Source organism: Streptomyces sp. NPDC058665, assembly GCF_042714995.1.
In the GTDB taxonomy this organism is placed as follows: Bacteria; Actinomycetota; Actinomycetes; order Streptomycetales; family Streptomycetaceae; genus Streptomyces.
Genome location: NZ_JBHXRX010000076.1, coordinates 23,011 through 36,056, shown reverse-complemented (window position 1 = coordinate 36,056; position 13,046 = coordinate 23,011). Strand labels below are relative to the sequence as shown.

Below are 13,046 nucleotides of genomic sequence, written 5' to 3'. Positions count from 1 at the left end.
CCCCTTACCCGGTTACTGCTGACGACCCCGGTCAGACATTGACCGGCTGGGCCGGCGACGCGTCGGAGTGCGGCGGCACGCCGCCTCCGTCGCTCCCGCCACCGTCGGCACTGCCGCCGCCCGACTTACGGGCGCGCTTGGCCGCCTTCTTGCCCGCGCGGCGCTCCTTGCGGAGCTCGACCATCGTGTAGAGCGTCGGCACCAGCAGCAGCGTCAGCAGCGTCGACGACAGCAGACCGCCGATCACCACCACGGCCAGCGGCTGGCCGATGAAGCCACCCTCGCCGGTGATCCCCATCGCCATCGGAAGGAGCGCGAAGATCGTGGCCAGAGCGGTCATCAGGATGGGCCGCAGCCGGTGCCTGCCGCCCTCGACGACCGCCTCGACCACACCGAGCCCCTGCGCCCTGTACTGGTTGATCAGGTCGATGAGCACGATCGCGTTGGTCACCACGATGCCGATCAGCATCAGCATGCCGATCATCGCCGGCACACCCAGCGGCGTACCGGTAAGAAGCAGCAGACCGATCGCGCCGGTCGCCGCGAACGGGATGGAGACCAGCAGGATCATCGGCTGGACCAGCGACTTGAACGTGCCGACCAGCAGCATGAACACGATCGCGACGGCCGCCAGCATGGCGAGCCCCAGCTGGAGGAACGCCTCGTCCTGGTCCTCGGACACACCGCCGATGGAGGCGGTCGCCCCCTCCGGCAGGTCGAGCGCGTCGATCTTCGACTGGAGCGTGGTGCCGATCGCGCCGGTGTTGTCACCCTCGGGCTTGGCGGTGATCGTCGCGGCCGTGGCGCCGTCGATCCGGGTCTTGGACAGCGGACCCGGCGCCAGCTTGACGTCGGCGATCTGGCCGAGCTTCACACCGCCGAGCGGCAGCTCCTTCAGTTCGGCGAGCGTCTTGGCCGGCTCGGCGGAGGTGACGTACACGTCGCGCTCGGTGTCACCGAGGATGGCCTTGCCGGACGGCGTACCGCGCACGGCCTGGCCGACGGCCATGCCGAGCGAGGCGTCGGTGAACCCGGCCTCGGCGGCGGCGGGCTTGGCCTTGACCGAGATACGCGGGATGCTCTGCGCCAGGTCGCTCTGGACGTCGGTGACGTCGTCGATGCCGGCGACCTCCTCGCGTACCTGCTCGGCGGCCGTCGCCAGGATCTTCGCGTCGGGCGCCTTGACGACGACGCTCAGGTCCTGGGCGCCGAAGCCGTCGCCGGCCGTGATGGTCGTGTCACCGATGCCGTCGAGCTTGCCGAGGGCGTCCTCGATGGTGTCGCTGGTCTCGTCGTACGTCCCCGAGTCCTTCAGGGTGATCTGGTAGGACGCCTGGTTGGCACCCGTACCGCCGCCGAACGCCGCCATGAAGCCGGAGGAGCCGACGGTGACCTGGTACTCCTTGATCTCGTCGATGCCTTCGAGGGTCTTCTCGACCTTCTTCGCCGCGGTGTCGGCCGCCTCCAGGCTGGTGCCCGGAGCCAACTCCTGCTTGACGGTGAGCACTTCCTGCTCGCCCTGGTCGAAGAAGTTGGTCTTGAGCAGCGGTGCCATGCCGAGGGTGACGAGCAGGACGACGAACGCCAGGACGACGCTCGTGATCCGGCGCCGGGTCGCGAAGCCGAGGACCCTGACGTACGCCCGCTGCATATGGCTGTTGGACTCCTTCTCCTCCGCGATCCGGCGGGCCTCGGCGGGGTCCATGCCCCGTACGGCCTTCGGGGCGCGCAGGAACCAGTACGAGAGCACCGGTACGACGGTCAGCGAGACGAGCAGCGACGCCAGCAGGGCCGCCGTGATCGTCAGCGAGAACGAGCCGAACAGCTCGCCCACCATGCCGCCCACGAGGCCGATCGGCAGGAACACCGCGACCGTGGTGAGCGTCGACGCGGTGACCGCGCCCGCGACCTCCTTGACCGCCGAGGTGATCGCGAACTCGCGCTCCTCGCCATAGCCCAGGTGCCGCTTGATGTTCTCCAGCACCACGATCGAGTCGTCGACGACGCGTCCGATCGCGATGGTGAGCGCGCCGAGGGTGAGCATGTTGAGCGACAGGTCGCGGGTCCACAGCACGATCAGCGCGAGGACGACCGAGAGCGGGATGGAGACCGCGGTGACCAGGGTCGAGCGGATCGAGGCCAGGAAGACCAGAATGACCAGGATGGCGAAGACCAGACCGAGCGCGCCCTCGGTGGTCAGGCCGGAGATCGACTTGGAGACGGCCGGACCCTGGTCGCTGACCACGGTCAGGTCGGCGCCGGCGCCGAGGTCCTTGCGCAGGTCCGGCAGCTTGTCCTTGACGGCGTCCGAGATGGTGACGGCGCTGCCGTCGTTGTCCATGGTGGCCATCACGGCGAGGCTGGGCTCACCGTTCGTACGGGTCAGGGACGTCGCCTCGGACGGCTCCTGCTCGACCGTGGCGATGTCACCGAGGCGTACGGGCTTCGCGGCCTGCCCGCCCTCGGGGGCGCCGGGCTGCGGACCGCCGACCCGCAGGTCCTCGATCTGCTCCAGGGAGGTGAAGCCGCCTCCGACCTGGACGGTGCGGCTCTTGCCGTCCTCGGAGAACGATCCCGCGGGGACGGTCGCGCCGCCCGCCTTCAGCGCCTCGGAGAGCGCCAGGGTGTTGAGGCCCGCGGACGCGAGCTTCTTCTCGTCGGGGGTGACGGAGACCTGGAGGTCCCTGACACCGTCGACGGAGACCTGACCGACACCGTCGATGTCCTCAAGGGCCGGAACGACCGTGCGCTCCAGCCGGTCGGCGAGCGCCTGCTGGTCCTCTTGGGAGGTGGCGGCGAGGACGACGGTGGGGATGTCGTCCGTCGAGCCGGCGATGACCTGCGGGTCGACGTCATCGGGAAGCTGGGGCCCTGCCCGGTTCACGGCCTGCTGGATGTCGGCGACCAACTGCTGCGAACCGTCACCACCGAAGTCGAAGCTGGCCATGATCACGGCGCTGCCCTCGCTCGCCGTGGAGGTGACGCCGGTGATGCCGTCGACGGATTCGAGTGAGGCCTCGATCGGCTCGATGACCTGCTTCTCGACCACGTCGGGCGAAGCGCCCTGGTAGGGGGCGAGAACCGAGACCATCGGAAGCTCGATGGAGGGCAGCAGCTGCTGCTTCAGCTGGGGGATGGCGATCGCCCCGAAGACGAGCGCGATGATCGATATCAGCCCTATGAGGGCCCGTTGCGCGAGGCTGAATCTCGACAGCCAGGACATTGGGGTCTCTCTTCCGTGGTGTACGCGTGCAGAAGGGCGCAGGGGCCCGTCTATACGATCTGCCATCCGGCAGGGCCGTTCCGTCGAACCCCAGGTCCATTTCCTTACGCGCCGCATACCGCGCCTGGAGTAGTGACCCCCGGGACCTACTCCACCCTTGGACGTACCAGGCCCGATTCGTAAGCGATTACCACCAATTGGGCACGGTCACGTGCCCCCAGTTTCGCCATGGCCCTGTTGACATGGGTCTTGACGGTGAGCGGACTGACGACCAGACGCTCCGCGATCTCGTCGTTCGAGTGGCCGCCCGCGACAAGGACGAGCACTTCACGCTCGCGCACCGTCAGGGCCGCGAGCCGCTTGGAGTACGCGGCGGAGTCGGGTCCCTCGCCGGCGCTGCCGCCCTGGGCCAGGAAGGTGGCGATGAGCCCCTTCGTCGCGACGGGCGACAGCAGCGCCTCACCGGCCGCCGCGACACGGATGGCGTTGAGGAGTTCCTCGGGTTCGGCGCCCTTGCCGAGGAAGCCGGCGGCACCGGCCCGCAGCGACTGCACCACGTACTCGTCGACCTCGAAGGTCGTCAGCATGACCACCCTGACCCCGTCCAGCTCAGGATCGGCGCTGATCATGCGGGTGGCCGCGAGCCCGTCCGTACCGGGCATCCGGATGTCCATCAGGACGACGTCGGCCTTCTCGGAACGGGCCAGTGCCACGGCCTCGGCCCCGTCGGCGGCCTCCCCCACGACCTTCATGTCCGCCTCCGAGTCCACCAGCACCCGGAACGCGCTGCGCAGCAGTGTCTGGTCGTCGGCGAGCAGCACCCTGATCGTCATGTGTCCTCCCCCGTGCGGGCCTTGACCGGCAGTATCGCCTGCGTACGGAAGCCGCCGCCGTGGCGGGGGGCCGCTGTGAGGGTGCCGCCCAGCGCGGTGACGCGTTCGCGCATCCCGAGGAGGCCGTGGCCGCTGCCGTCGGCGGGCTCGCCGGTGCCCGTGCCGTCGTCCAGGACGGTGACCTCGACGGTCGGGCCGACCCGTACGACGCTCACCTCGGCCCTGGCGCCCGGACCCGCGTGCTTGCGGACGTTGGTCAGCGCCTCCTGGATGATGCGGTACGCCGCGAGGTCGACGGCCGCGGGCAGACGGGCGCCCACGTCGCCGCGGGCCACCTCGACGGGCAGGCCCGCGTGCCGGAAGGTGCCGACGAGTTCGTCGAGCAGCGCGAGGCCGGGGGCCGGTTCGGTGGGGGCGGCGGGATCGCCGGACTGACGGAGCAGGCCGACGGTGGCGCGCAGTTCGTTGAGCGCGGACCGGCTGGCCTCCCGTACGTGCGCGAGCGCCTCCTTGGCCTGGTCGGGGCGCTTGTCCATGACGTGCGACGCGACGCCCGCCTGGACGTTGACCAGCGCGATGTGGTGGGCGACGACGTCGTGCAGATCGCGGGCGATGCGCAGCCGCTCCTCGGCGACGCGGCGGCGCGCCTCCTCCTCACGGGTGCGTTCCGCCCGTTCCGCGCGCTCGCGTATGGCGTGGACGAAGGCGCGACGGCTGCGTACGGCATCGCCGGCGGCACCGGCCATCCCGGTCCAGGCGAAGATGCCGAGGTTTTCCTGCGTGTACCAGGGGGTGGGTCCGGAGACCATCGCGGCGACCGTCAGTGTGGCCATGGTGGCCAGGCCGACGCGCCAGGTGGTGTGCCGGTCGGTGCGCGAGGCGACGGTGTAGAGGGCGACGACGGCGCTCATCGCGGCCGGCGACACCGCGTCGTTGGCCAGCAGCTCGGCGACGCTCACCGCTCCCGTGAAGACCAGCACGGGCAGGGGGTTACGGCGCCGGAAGACGAGTGCGCCGGCCCCGAGGGCCATCAGGACCACACTGCGGAGCCCGGGGGCCTCCTGGCCGAACGAGGGGAGCGCGTCGTGCCGGGGGCGCGGGTCGGCGAACGCGCCCGCCATCATGCACACCAGCACGGCCGCGGCCAGCGCGGCGTCGAACGCGAGCGGGTGGGCGCGCAGCCAGCTCCTTACGCGGTCGAATCCGGTTCCGAGTGAGGTCACAACCGGAACGGTACGGCGTGCAGGGCCGAACGGGTGATATCCGTTCACCGGCGGCCCCGGCCCGGCGCCCGTTCCCGGGGCGAACCGCCGTCCCACAGCACGATGCCCCGTGCCGTGGGGCACGGGGCATCGGGAGTGCTGGAGCGTGGGGTGCGGGGCGGCCGGAAGGGTCAGGGAGAGGGGATCAGACCGTCGTCGCTGAGAAGCGCGCGTACTTCTTCGATCGTGGCGCCCGGGGCGGGCAGAATCAGCCCCGACGGCTCCAGGGAGTCGTCGGGAACCGGCTCGCCCAGCTCACGCACCTTGTCGAGAAGCGCGTGGAAGGTGCGGCGGAAACCGTCACCGTCGTCCGCGTCGATCTCCGCGAGAAGGTCGTCGTCGAGCTTGTCCAGTTCGGCCAGGTGGCTGTCCGCGAGCTCCACCTGGCCCTCTCCCATGATCCGTACGATCATGACGCGCCCTTAGCTCTTGTCGAATTTGTTCGGACTCTGCGAGGGCTGGGAGCTGTCCTGCTGGTCGCCCTTGCCGCCCTCGATGGCCTGCTGCTGCGACGACGGACCGCCCGCCAGCTCGGCCTTCATCCGCTGGAGCTCCAGCTCTACATCCGTACCACCGGAGATCCGGTCCAGCTCGGCGGCGATGTCGTCCTTCGCCAGCCCCGAGTGGTCGTCCAGGGCGCCCGACGCCAGCAGCTCGTCGATGGCCCCGGCCCGCGCCTGGAGCTGCGCGGTCTTGTCCTCGGCACGCTGGATGGCCATGCCGACGTCGCCCATCTCCTCGGAGATGCCCGAGAAGGCCTCCCCGATGCGGGTCTGCGCCTGCGCGGCCGTGTACGTGGCCTTGATGGTCTCCTTCTTCGTACGGAAGGCGTCGACCTTGGCCTGGAGACGCTGGGCCGCGAGAGTGAGCTTCTCCTCCTCGCCCTGCAGCGTGGTGTGCTGCGTCTCCAGATCGCTTACCTGCTGCTGGAGGGCGGCACGACGGGACAGCGCCTCCCGCGCCAGGTCCTCACGGCCGAGCGCCAGCGCCTTGCGGCCCTGGTCCTCCAGCTTGGTGGACTGGCCCTGGAGCTGGTTCAGCTGCAGTTCCAGCCGCTTGCGCGACGTGGCCACATCGGCGACACCGCGCCGTACCTTCTGAAGCAGTTCGAGCTGCTTCTGGTACGAGTAGTCAAGGGTCTCGCGCGGATCCTCAGCCCTGTCCAGGGCCTTGTTGGCCTTCGCGCGGAAGATCATCCCCATACGTTTCATCACACCGCTCATGGGCTTCGCGCGCCCCCTTCTGACGGACTCCGGATCCAGCACTCCAACAGAACCCACAGTACGGGCCCTGCCTCTATTACCGCACTGTTCGGGCACGGATGGGCTCATCCCCAAGGACGACTGGCCCCCATATCGCTCCGGCGCAGGGAGTAGGTGACCTTCGGGGGCAGTGGGCGCTAAGTCCCCTCTGCACCAGTACAGACGTCCGCCGTTGCCGGATCGTTCCCCTCGGGGGTGGGTCGCCCGCGCAACACCCCGTACCCTTGGGCTTTGTGTTCCGTAGCCGCTCCAAGGACGAGAAGGCGCCCACCGGCAAGGTGACGGCGGACCTCTCCACGCAGACCAGAGACCCGCAGGCCCCGAAGGGCCGACCGACGCCGAAGCGCAGTGAGGCCCAGACGCAGCGCCGCCGTGCCTCGACGACGCCGACCGACCGCAAGTCGGCGATGAAGAGACAGCGCGAGGCCCGCCGGATCGATCTGGCGAAGCAGCGCGAGGCGCTGGCCAGCGGTGACGAGCGTTATCTGCCGGCCCGTGACAAGGGCCCGGTGCGCCGCTTCGTCCGCGACTACGTGGACGCGCGCTTCTGTATGGCGGAGTTCTTCCTGCCGCTCGCGGTGATCATCCTCGTACTGAGCATGGTCCGCGTCGGTCAGCTTCAGAACATCGCGCTGCTGCTCTGGCTGGGCATCATCGTGCTGATCATCGTCGACTCCATCGGCATCTGGATCCGGCTGAAGAAGCAGCTCGCGGAGCGCTTCCCGAACGAGCCCAGGCGCGGCGCCATCGCCTACGCCCTGATGCGCACGCTCCAGATGCGCCGGCTGCGTCTGCCCAAGCCGCAGGTCAAGCGCGGGGACCGGCCCTGAGCACTGGGGCATCCGGCTGCACGGGGGGCTCGGCCGGCGGGCCGGCGGGCCTCGGCGGGCTGCGGGACATCGTCCGCCAGGAGCTGGTCTCCCGGCAGCTCGACGAACAGCTGGCCTCCCGCTACCCGGTCGGGCAGCGGCTGCGGGTCCTGGACGTCGGTATGGGCCGGGGCACGCAGGCGCTCCGGCTGGCGCGTGCCGGGCACACCGTGACCGGGCTGGAGTCCGATCCCGGCATGATGGCATCGGCGCGCGATTCGCTCGAAGCCGAACCCGCCGGGATCCGTGAGCGGGTCACGCTGGTCGAGGGCGACGGGCTCCAGACCGGGGTGCACTTCCTGCCGGGCGGTTTCGACGTGGTGCTCTGTCACGGCGTGCTGATGTACGTCGAGGAGCCCGACGCCATGCTCGCGGGGCTGGCCAGGATGCTGGCGCCCGGAGGGCTGCTCTCTCTCCTCGTACGGAACGCGGACGCGCTCGCCCTGCGGCCGGGCGTCGCCGGGGACTGGGCGGGGGCGCTGGACGCCTTCGACTCCCCCACGTACACGAACAGGCTGGGCGTGCGGGTCCGCGCGGACCGGCTGTCGGCGCTGACGGCGACGCTCGCCGGGATCGCGGCGCCGCTGCACACCTGGTACGGAGTGCTCGTCTTCTCCGACAACATATCCAGCGAGGCGGAGCTCCCCGCGGCGGCGGAACTGGAGCTGCTGCTGGCCGCGGAGGACCGGGCGGGGCGTACGGAGCCGTACCGAGGGGTCGCGGCGCTGCTGCATCTGTGCGGCGTACGCGGATGACGGGGCGGGGACGACTCGGATGACGGCTCCGGTGACGGGGGCAGCGCGGAGGGCCGCGAGCGGGAGCCTGTCAGGCGCACGGGGCCTGTCTGCGTCCGTACGAATGTGAGCATCACGGGGACGACCGAGACGGTCCGGACGCCGGACGACGGCGACGGCGACGGCGACGGGCGCGACAGAAGCGCCGGAAGCGACACGAAATCCGGGCCCAACGGCGCGACGGGGGCCGACGGGGCGGAGAAGACGCCGAAGCTGTCCGCCGGGGAGACCTGGCGCGCGCTGTACGGGCACTTCCGGCCGCACCGGTGGATGGTCGCGCTCGGCGCGCTGTTCGCCCTCGTCGGGGCCGCCACGGGGCTGGCGCAGCCGCTCGCGGCCAAGGCGCTGGTGGACCGGCTGGGTGAGGACGGTTCGATCACCGGGGTCCTGCTGCTGCTCACCGGTCTGGTGGTGCTCGGCACGGCCATCGAGTCGGTCGGCGCCTACATCCTGGAGCGGACCGCCGAGTCCGTCGTCCTCTCGGCGCGACGCGACCTCATAGGGAGGCTGCTGCGGCTGCGGCTGCCGGAGGTCGAGCGGACCCAGCCGGGCGATCTGATGTCCCGCGTCACCTCGGACACCACGCTGCTGCGCGCCGTGACCACGCAGTCGATCGTGTCGGCCGCGACCGGCGGGCTCACGTTCGTCGCGACGATCGTGCTGATGGGGTTCATGGACCCGGTGCTGCTCGGGGTCACGCTCGGGGTGATCGTGCTGATCGGCGGCGCCTTCGCGCTCGTCCTGCCGAAGATCGCCGAGGCCACCCGGCGTTCGCAGGAGGCGGTCGGCCAGATCTCCACCGTCCTGGAGCGCGCCTTCGGCGCCTTCCGCACCCTGAAGGCGTCGGGCGCCGAGGAGCGGGAGGCCGCGGTCGTGGAGAGCGCCGCACGGGACGCCTGGCGGCACGGCCTCAGATCCGCGAAGTGGCAGTCGCTCGCCTCGTCGTCGATCGGTCTCGCCATCCAGGTGTCGTTCCTGGCCGTGCTCGGCATCGGCGGGGCGCGGGTCGCGTCGGGCGCCATCTCGATCTCGACGCTGATCGCGTTCCTGCTCTTCCTCTTCTATCTGATCGACCCGGTGTCGCGACTGGTCGAGGCCGCGTCGCAGTACCAGGTCGGCACGGCGGCCGTCGCGCGGCTCATCGAGGCGGAGCGGCTGGAGACGGAGCAGATCGAACCTCCCAAGGAGGCGGCGGCGGACGGTCGTTCACCCGCGGCCTCCGTGGTCTTCGACGATGTCACCTTCCGCTACCGCGACGGGCTGCCGCTCGTCCATCACGGCGTCTCCTTCGAGGTGCCGGGCGCCGGGATGACGGCCTTCGTCGGCCCCTCGGGCGCGGGCAAGACGACCGTGTTCGGTCTGATCGAGCGGTTCTACGACGCGACGGGCGGCCGGGTCCTGATCGACGGCAGGGACGTACGGGACTGGCCGCTGGGCGAGTTGCGGGCGGCCATCGGTTACGTCGAGCAGGACGCGCCCGTGCTCGCGGGCACGCTCCGGGAGAATCTGGTCTTCGCCGCGCCCGCCGCCACCGACGAGCGGATCAGGGACGTCCTCGTACGGACCAAACTGGAGAAGCTGGTTGAGCAGTTGCCCGACGGTCTTGAGACGCTCGTCGGCCACCGCGGGTCCAAGCTGTCCGGCGGTGAGCGGCAGCGGGTGGCGATCGCCCGCGCGCTGCTGCGCGGGCCCCGGCTGCTGCTGCTCGACGAGGCGACGTCGCAGTTGGACGCGGTCAACGAGATGGCGCTGCGGGACGTGGTCGCCGAGGTCGCCAGGGACGTGACGGTACTGGTGGTGGCGCACCGGCTGTCGACGGTCACGCTGGCGGACCGGATCGTGGTGATGGACGCGGGGAAGGTGCGGGCGGTGGGTACGCACGAGGAGCTGGTCCGGGAGGATCCTCTGTACGGAGAGCTGGCCGCGACGCAGTTCCTGGCGTCGGCCCGCTGAACGCGCCTCCTCTTAGGGAGACTTGCTCCGGTCTTGAAGCTCCGGTCAGGAGAGAGGTACGTCCCCGGGCGCCGGGCGGGTGGCCGGGCGCGCGAGGACGTGCCCGCCGTCAGCTCTCGTCGGGCGCGCTCTCCGGATCGGCCTGAAGGCTCATCGGCCCGTAGATCTTGGTGCCGTCCTCGAAGAGCGTCACCTGGTCGGCGCCGCCCTCCAGCAGCTCCTTCCAGGCCTCACCGACCCAGGACTCGGCGTCGCCCTGCGTGGTGAACTCCTCCGGCTCCACGGCCGGCGGGACCTCCGTCCCGTCGGTCTTCTCGAACCGCCACGTCCACGCCATGTCCGCCTCCCGGGGCCCGCGAAAATGATCTGCTTGCTGCCCGCAGCGTAGCCGGGCGCGCACCCAGCGCGGTGACACGGGAGGATCATCCGCGTGGAACTGACTCTGCTCGGCACCGGAGCACCCGACGGCCTCCCCCGCGCCCGCTGCTCCTGCGCGTCCTGCGCGACCGCCCGCGGCCCCCTCGCGCGGGCGGCGACCGCGCTGCTCGTGGACGGGGCGGTGCTGCTCGACCTCACCCCGGGTGCGGCGCTGGCCGCCGCGCGGGCGGGGCACTCGCTGGCCGGCGTACGGCAGGTGCTGCTCACGCACCCGCACGAGGGACCGGCCGTCGAACTGCCCGCCGGGCTGCCGACGGCCGGACGGGTCGCCGACGGACGGGTGCTGACGCTGATCAGCGGGCACCGGGTGCGGGCCGTGCCGATGGACTCCCCCGGTACGGGGTACGAGGTGACGGCCCCCGGCGGCGAGCGGCTGCTGTATCTGCCGCCGGGCGGCGCACCGGCGGGGCTCCCGGCCTCCGGCGACGGCGACGGGGATGCCGGCGGGCCCGCCCCGTACGACATGCTCCTCGCCGATGTGACCGGCCGCCCCGACGCCCTGGCCCGGCTGCGCGCCGCCGGGGCGGTGGGGCCTGGCACCGACGTCATCGCCGTCCACATCGGCCACGAGGTGCCGCCCGGCGCCGAGTTGGAGCGGAGGCTCGCGGCGGTGGGCGCGCGGGCGGTGCCGGACGGGACGACACTGACGGTCGGCGAGTACCACGACGTACCCGAACTGCCGCGCCGCACCCTCGTGACGGGCGGTGCGCGCTCCGGCAAGTCCTTCGAGGCCGAGCGGCGGCTGGCCGCCTTCCCCGGCGTGCTGTACGTCGCGACGGGCGGGGCCCGTGAGGGCGACCCCGAGTGGCGGGCCAGGGTCACAGCGCACCGCGACCGCCGGCCGGGGTCCTGGCGCACCGCCGAGACGTGCGACCTCGTACCGCTGCTCACGGGCGATGGCCCGCCGATGCTGATCGACTGTCTGTCGCTGTGGCTGACGGACGCGATGGACCGGGTGGGCGCCTGGGACGACGCGGCGTGGACGGGGGGCGGCGAGGAGGCGCTGCGCGGGCGGACGGACGAACTGGTCGGCGCGGTGCGCGCGACGCGGCGCACGGTGGTCCTGGTGACCAACGAGGTCGGCTCCGGCGTCGTACCGGCGACGGCGTCGGGCAGGCGCTTCAGGGACGAACTGGGGCGGCTGAACGCGGCCGTGGGGGCGGAGTGCGAGCACCTCCTGCTGGTCGTGGCGGGGCAGGCGCTGATCCTGCGCGGGTGAGGGCGGGCGGGCCTGTACGGGGGCGTCGTGAGGGAGACGGGGCTTTGCCGGGGCGCCTTGTGCTGCCGGTACTGTTCGGCGAATGAGCTCGCTGAATCTCGACGACTTCTCCGATCTGATCGAGCGCCCCGACGGCGGTCTGCGGCGTGACGCCGAGGAACGCCGCGAGCGGCTGTCCGTCCCGCCCGGTGCGCTGGGCCGGCTCGACGAACTGGCCGAGTGGCTGTCGGCCGCCCAGGCCGCCGTACCCGTCACCGCCATCCGGCAGCCGCGTGTGGTGCTCTTCGCCGGTGACCACGGGGTCGCCGCGCTCAATGTCTCGGCGCGCCCCGCGGGCAGCGCGCATCTGCTGGTCCGCGCGGTGCTGGAGGGCGAGAGCCCCGTGGCCGTGCTCGCGCGCCGCGCGGGGGTGCCGGTACGGATCGTGGACGCCGGTCTCGACTGCGATCCGGAGCTGCTTCCTACAGAGGTTGTACGCCACCGGGTACGGCGCGGCAGCGGGCGTATCGACGTCGAGGACGCGCTGACGATCGAGGAGGCCGAGCAGGCCGTACGGCTCGGCATGGCGATCGCCGACGAGGAGGCCGACTCCGGCACGGACCTGGTCGTACTCGGCGATCTGAGCGTCGGCGGTACGACTCCGGCCGCCGCCCTGATCGCGGCGCTGTGCGGCACGGACGCGTCCGTGGTGACGGGGCGCGGCGGCGCGGGGATCGACGACCTGGCGTGGATGCGCAAGTGCGCGGCGATCAGGGACTCCCTGCGCAGGGCACGGCCGGTGCTCGGGGACCAGCTTGAGCTGCTGGCGACGGTGGGCGGCGCGGATCTGGCGGCGACGACCGGGTTCCTGCTGCAGAGCGCGGTGCGGCGGATGCCTGTGATTCTGGACGGCGTCGTCTCGGCTGCGTGCGCGCTGGTCGGCCAGCGGGCGGCGTTCCGGGCGCCGGACTGGTGGCTGGCGGGCCAGGTGAGCGGGGAGCCGGCGCAGGCGAAGGCGCTGGACCGGATGGCGATCGATCCGCTGCTCGACCACGGGGTGGTCGTGGGCGAGGGGACGGGCGCGCTGCTGGCGCTCCCGCTGGTGCAGGCGGCGGCGGCACTGGGGGCGGAACTCCCGGAACGGCGGGAGCCTGAACCGGAGTCGGAGTCAGAGGCGGCGGCGGAGAACGCGGGCATCGAGGACGTGACGTAAC

11 protein-coding genes are annotated in these 13,046 nt (G+C 71.5%); 5 read left to right on the top strand and 6 right to left on the bottom strand.

Going from position 1 to position 13,046, the window contains the following annotated elements:
• Positions 1-31: 31 nt before the first annotated feature.
• From ACFWV8_RS33265 to ACFWV8_RS33245, 5 genes are all read right to left on the bottom strand, one after another.
• On the bottom strand, positions 32-3,223 hold the full coding sequence (locus ACFWV8_RS33265) for an efflux RND transporter permease subunit (RefSeq protein WP_384212935.1): 3,192 nt from the start codon (positions 3,221-3,223) through the stop codon (positions 32-34).
• A gap of 146 nt (positions 3,224-3,369) precedes the next feature.
• Positions 3,370-4,056 (bottom strand): response regulator, encoded by a 687-nt coding sequence (locus ACFWV8_RS33260; RefSeq protein WP_384212932.1) that lies wholly within the window; start codon positions 4,054-4,056, stop codon positions 3,370-3,372.
• A complete protein-coding gene (locus tag ACFWV8_RS33255) occupies positions 4,053-5,279 on the bottom strand; it encodes a sensor histidine kinase (protein ID WP_384212929.1) in 1,227 nt (408 codons plus the stop codon). Before ACFWV8_RS33255 ends, ACFWV8_RS33260 begins: the two co-directional genes overlap by 4 nt.
• Before the next feature lie 170 nt (positions 5,280-5,449).
• Positions 5,450-5,731: a hypothetical protein gene (locus ACFWV8_RS33250; protein WP_329388729.1), complete on the bottom strand. Its 282-nt coding sequence runs from the start codon at positions 5,729-5,731 to the stop codon at positions 5,450-5,452.
• Positions 5,732-5,740: 9 nt separating this feature from the next.
• Entirely contained in the window at positions 5,741-6,541 is an 801-nt protein-coding gene (locus ACFWV8_RS33245) for a PspA/IM30 family protein (RefSeq protein ID WP_329388727.1), read from the bottom strand.
• Positions 6,542-6,813: 272 nt separating this feature from the next.
• On the opposite strand from ACFWV8_RS33245, the gene ACFWV8_RS33240 reads away from it, so the two are divergent.
• The 3 genes from ACFWV8_RS33240 (at position 6,814) to ACFWV8_RS33230 (ending at position 10,196) form a co-directional block, all read left to right on the top strand.
• The gene (locus ACFWV8_RS33240) at positions 6,814-7,410 is read left to right on the top strand and encodes a DUF3043 domain-containing protein (protein WP_329388725.1); all 597 of its coding nucleotides are present in this window, start codon (positions 6,814-6,816) and stop codon (positions 7,408-7,410) included.
• A 59-nt stretch (positions 7,411-7,469) separates the two neighbouring features.
• A complete protein-coding gene (locus tag ACFWV8_RS33235; protein WP_384212944.1) occupies positions 7,470-8,204 on the top strand; it encodes a class I SAM-dependent methyltransferase in 735 nt (244 codons plus the stop codon).
• Positions 8,205-8,513: 309 nt separating this feature from the next.
• On the top strand, positions 8,514-10,196 hold the full coding sequence (locus tag ACFWV8_RS33230) for an ABC transporter ATP-binding protein (protein WP_384212941.1): 1,683 nt from the start codon (positions 8,514-8,516) through the stop codon (positions 10,194-10,196).
• 109 nt (positions 10,197-10,305) lie between these two features.
• Here ACFWV8_RS33230 and ACFWV8_RS33225 read toward each other — a convergent pair whose 3' ends face one another.
• Positions 10,306-10,533, bottom strand: coding sequence for a hypothetical protein (locus ACFWV8_RS33225; RefSeq protein WP_329388722.1), 228 nt, complete (start codon positions 10,531-10,533; stop codon positions 10,306-10,308).
• Positions 10,534-10,626: 93 nt separating this feature from the next.
• On the opposite strand from ACFWV8_RS33225, the gene ACFWV8_RS33220 reads away from it, so the two are divergent.
• Positions 10,627-11,853: a bifunctional adenosylcobinamide kinase/adenosylcobinamide-phosphate guanylyltransferase gene (locus ACFWV8_RS33220; protein ID WP_384212923.1), complete on the top strand. Its 1,227-nt coding sequence runs from the start codon at positions 10,627-10,629 to the stop codon at positions 11,851-11,853.
• A gap of 91 nt (positions 11,854-11,944) precedes the next feature.
• On the top strand, positions 11,945-13,045 hold the full coding sequence (cobT, locus tag ACFWV8_RS33215) for a nicotinate-nucleotide--dimethylbenzimidazole phosphoribosyltransferase (protein ID WP_384212938.1): 1,101 nt from the start codon (positions 11,945-11,947) through the stop codon (positions 13,043-13,045).
• Position 13,046: the final 1 nt, after the last annotated feature.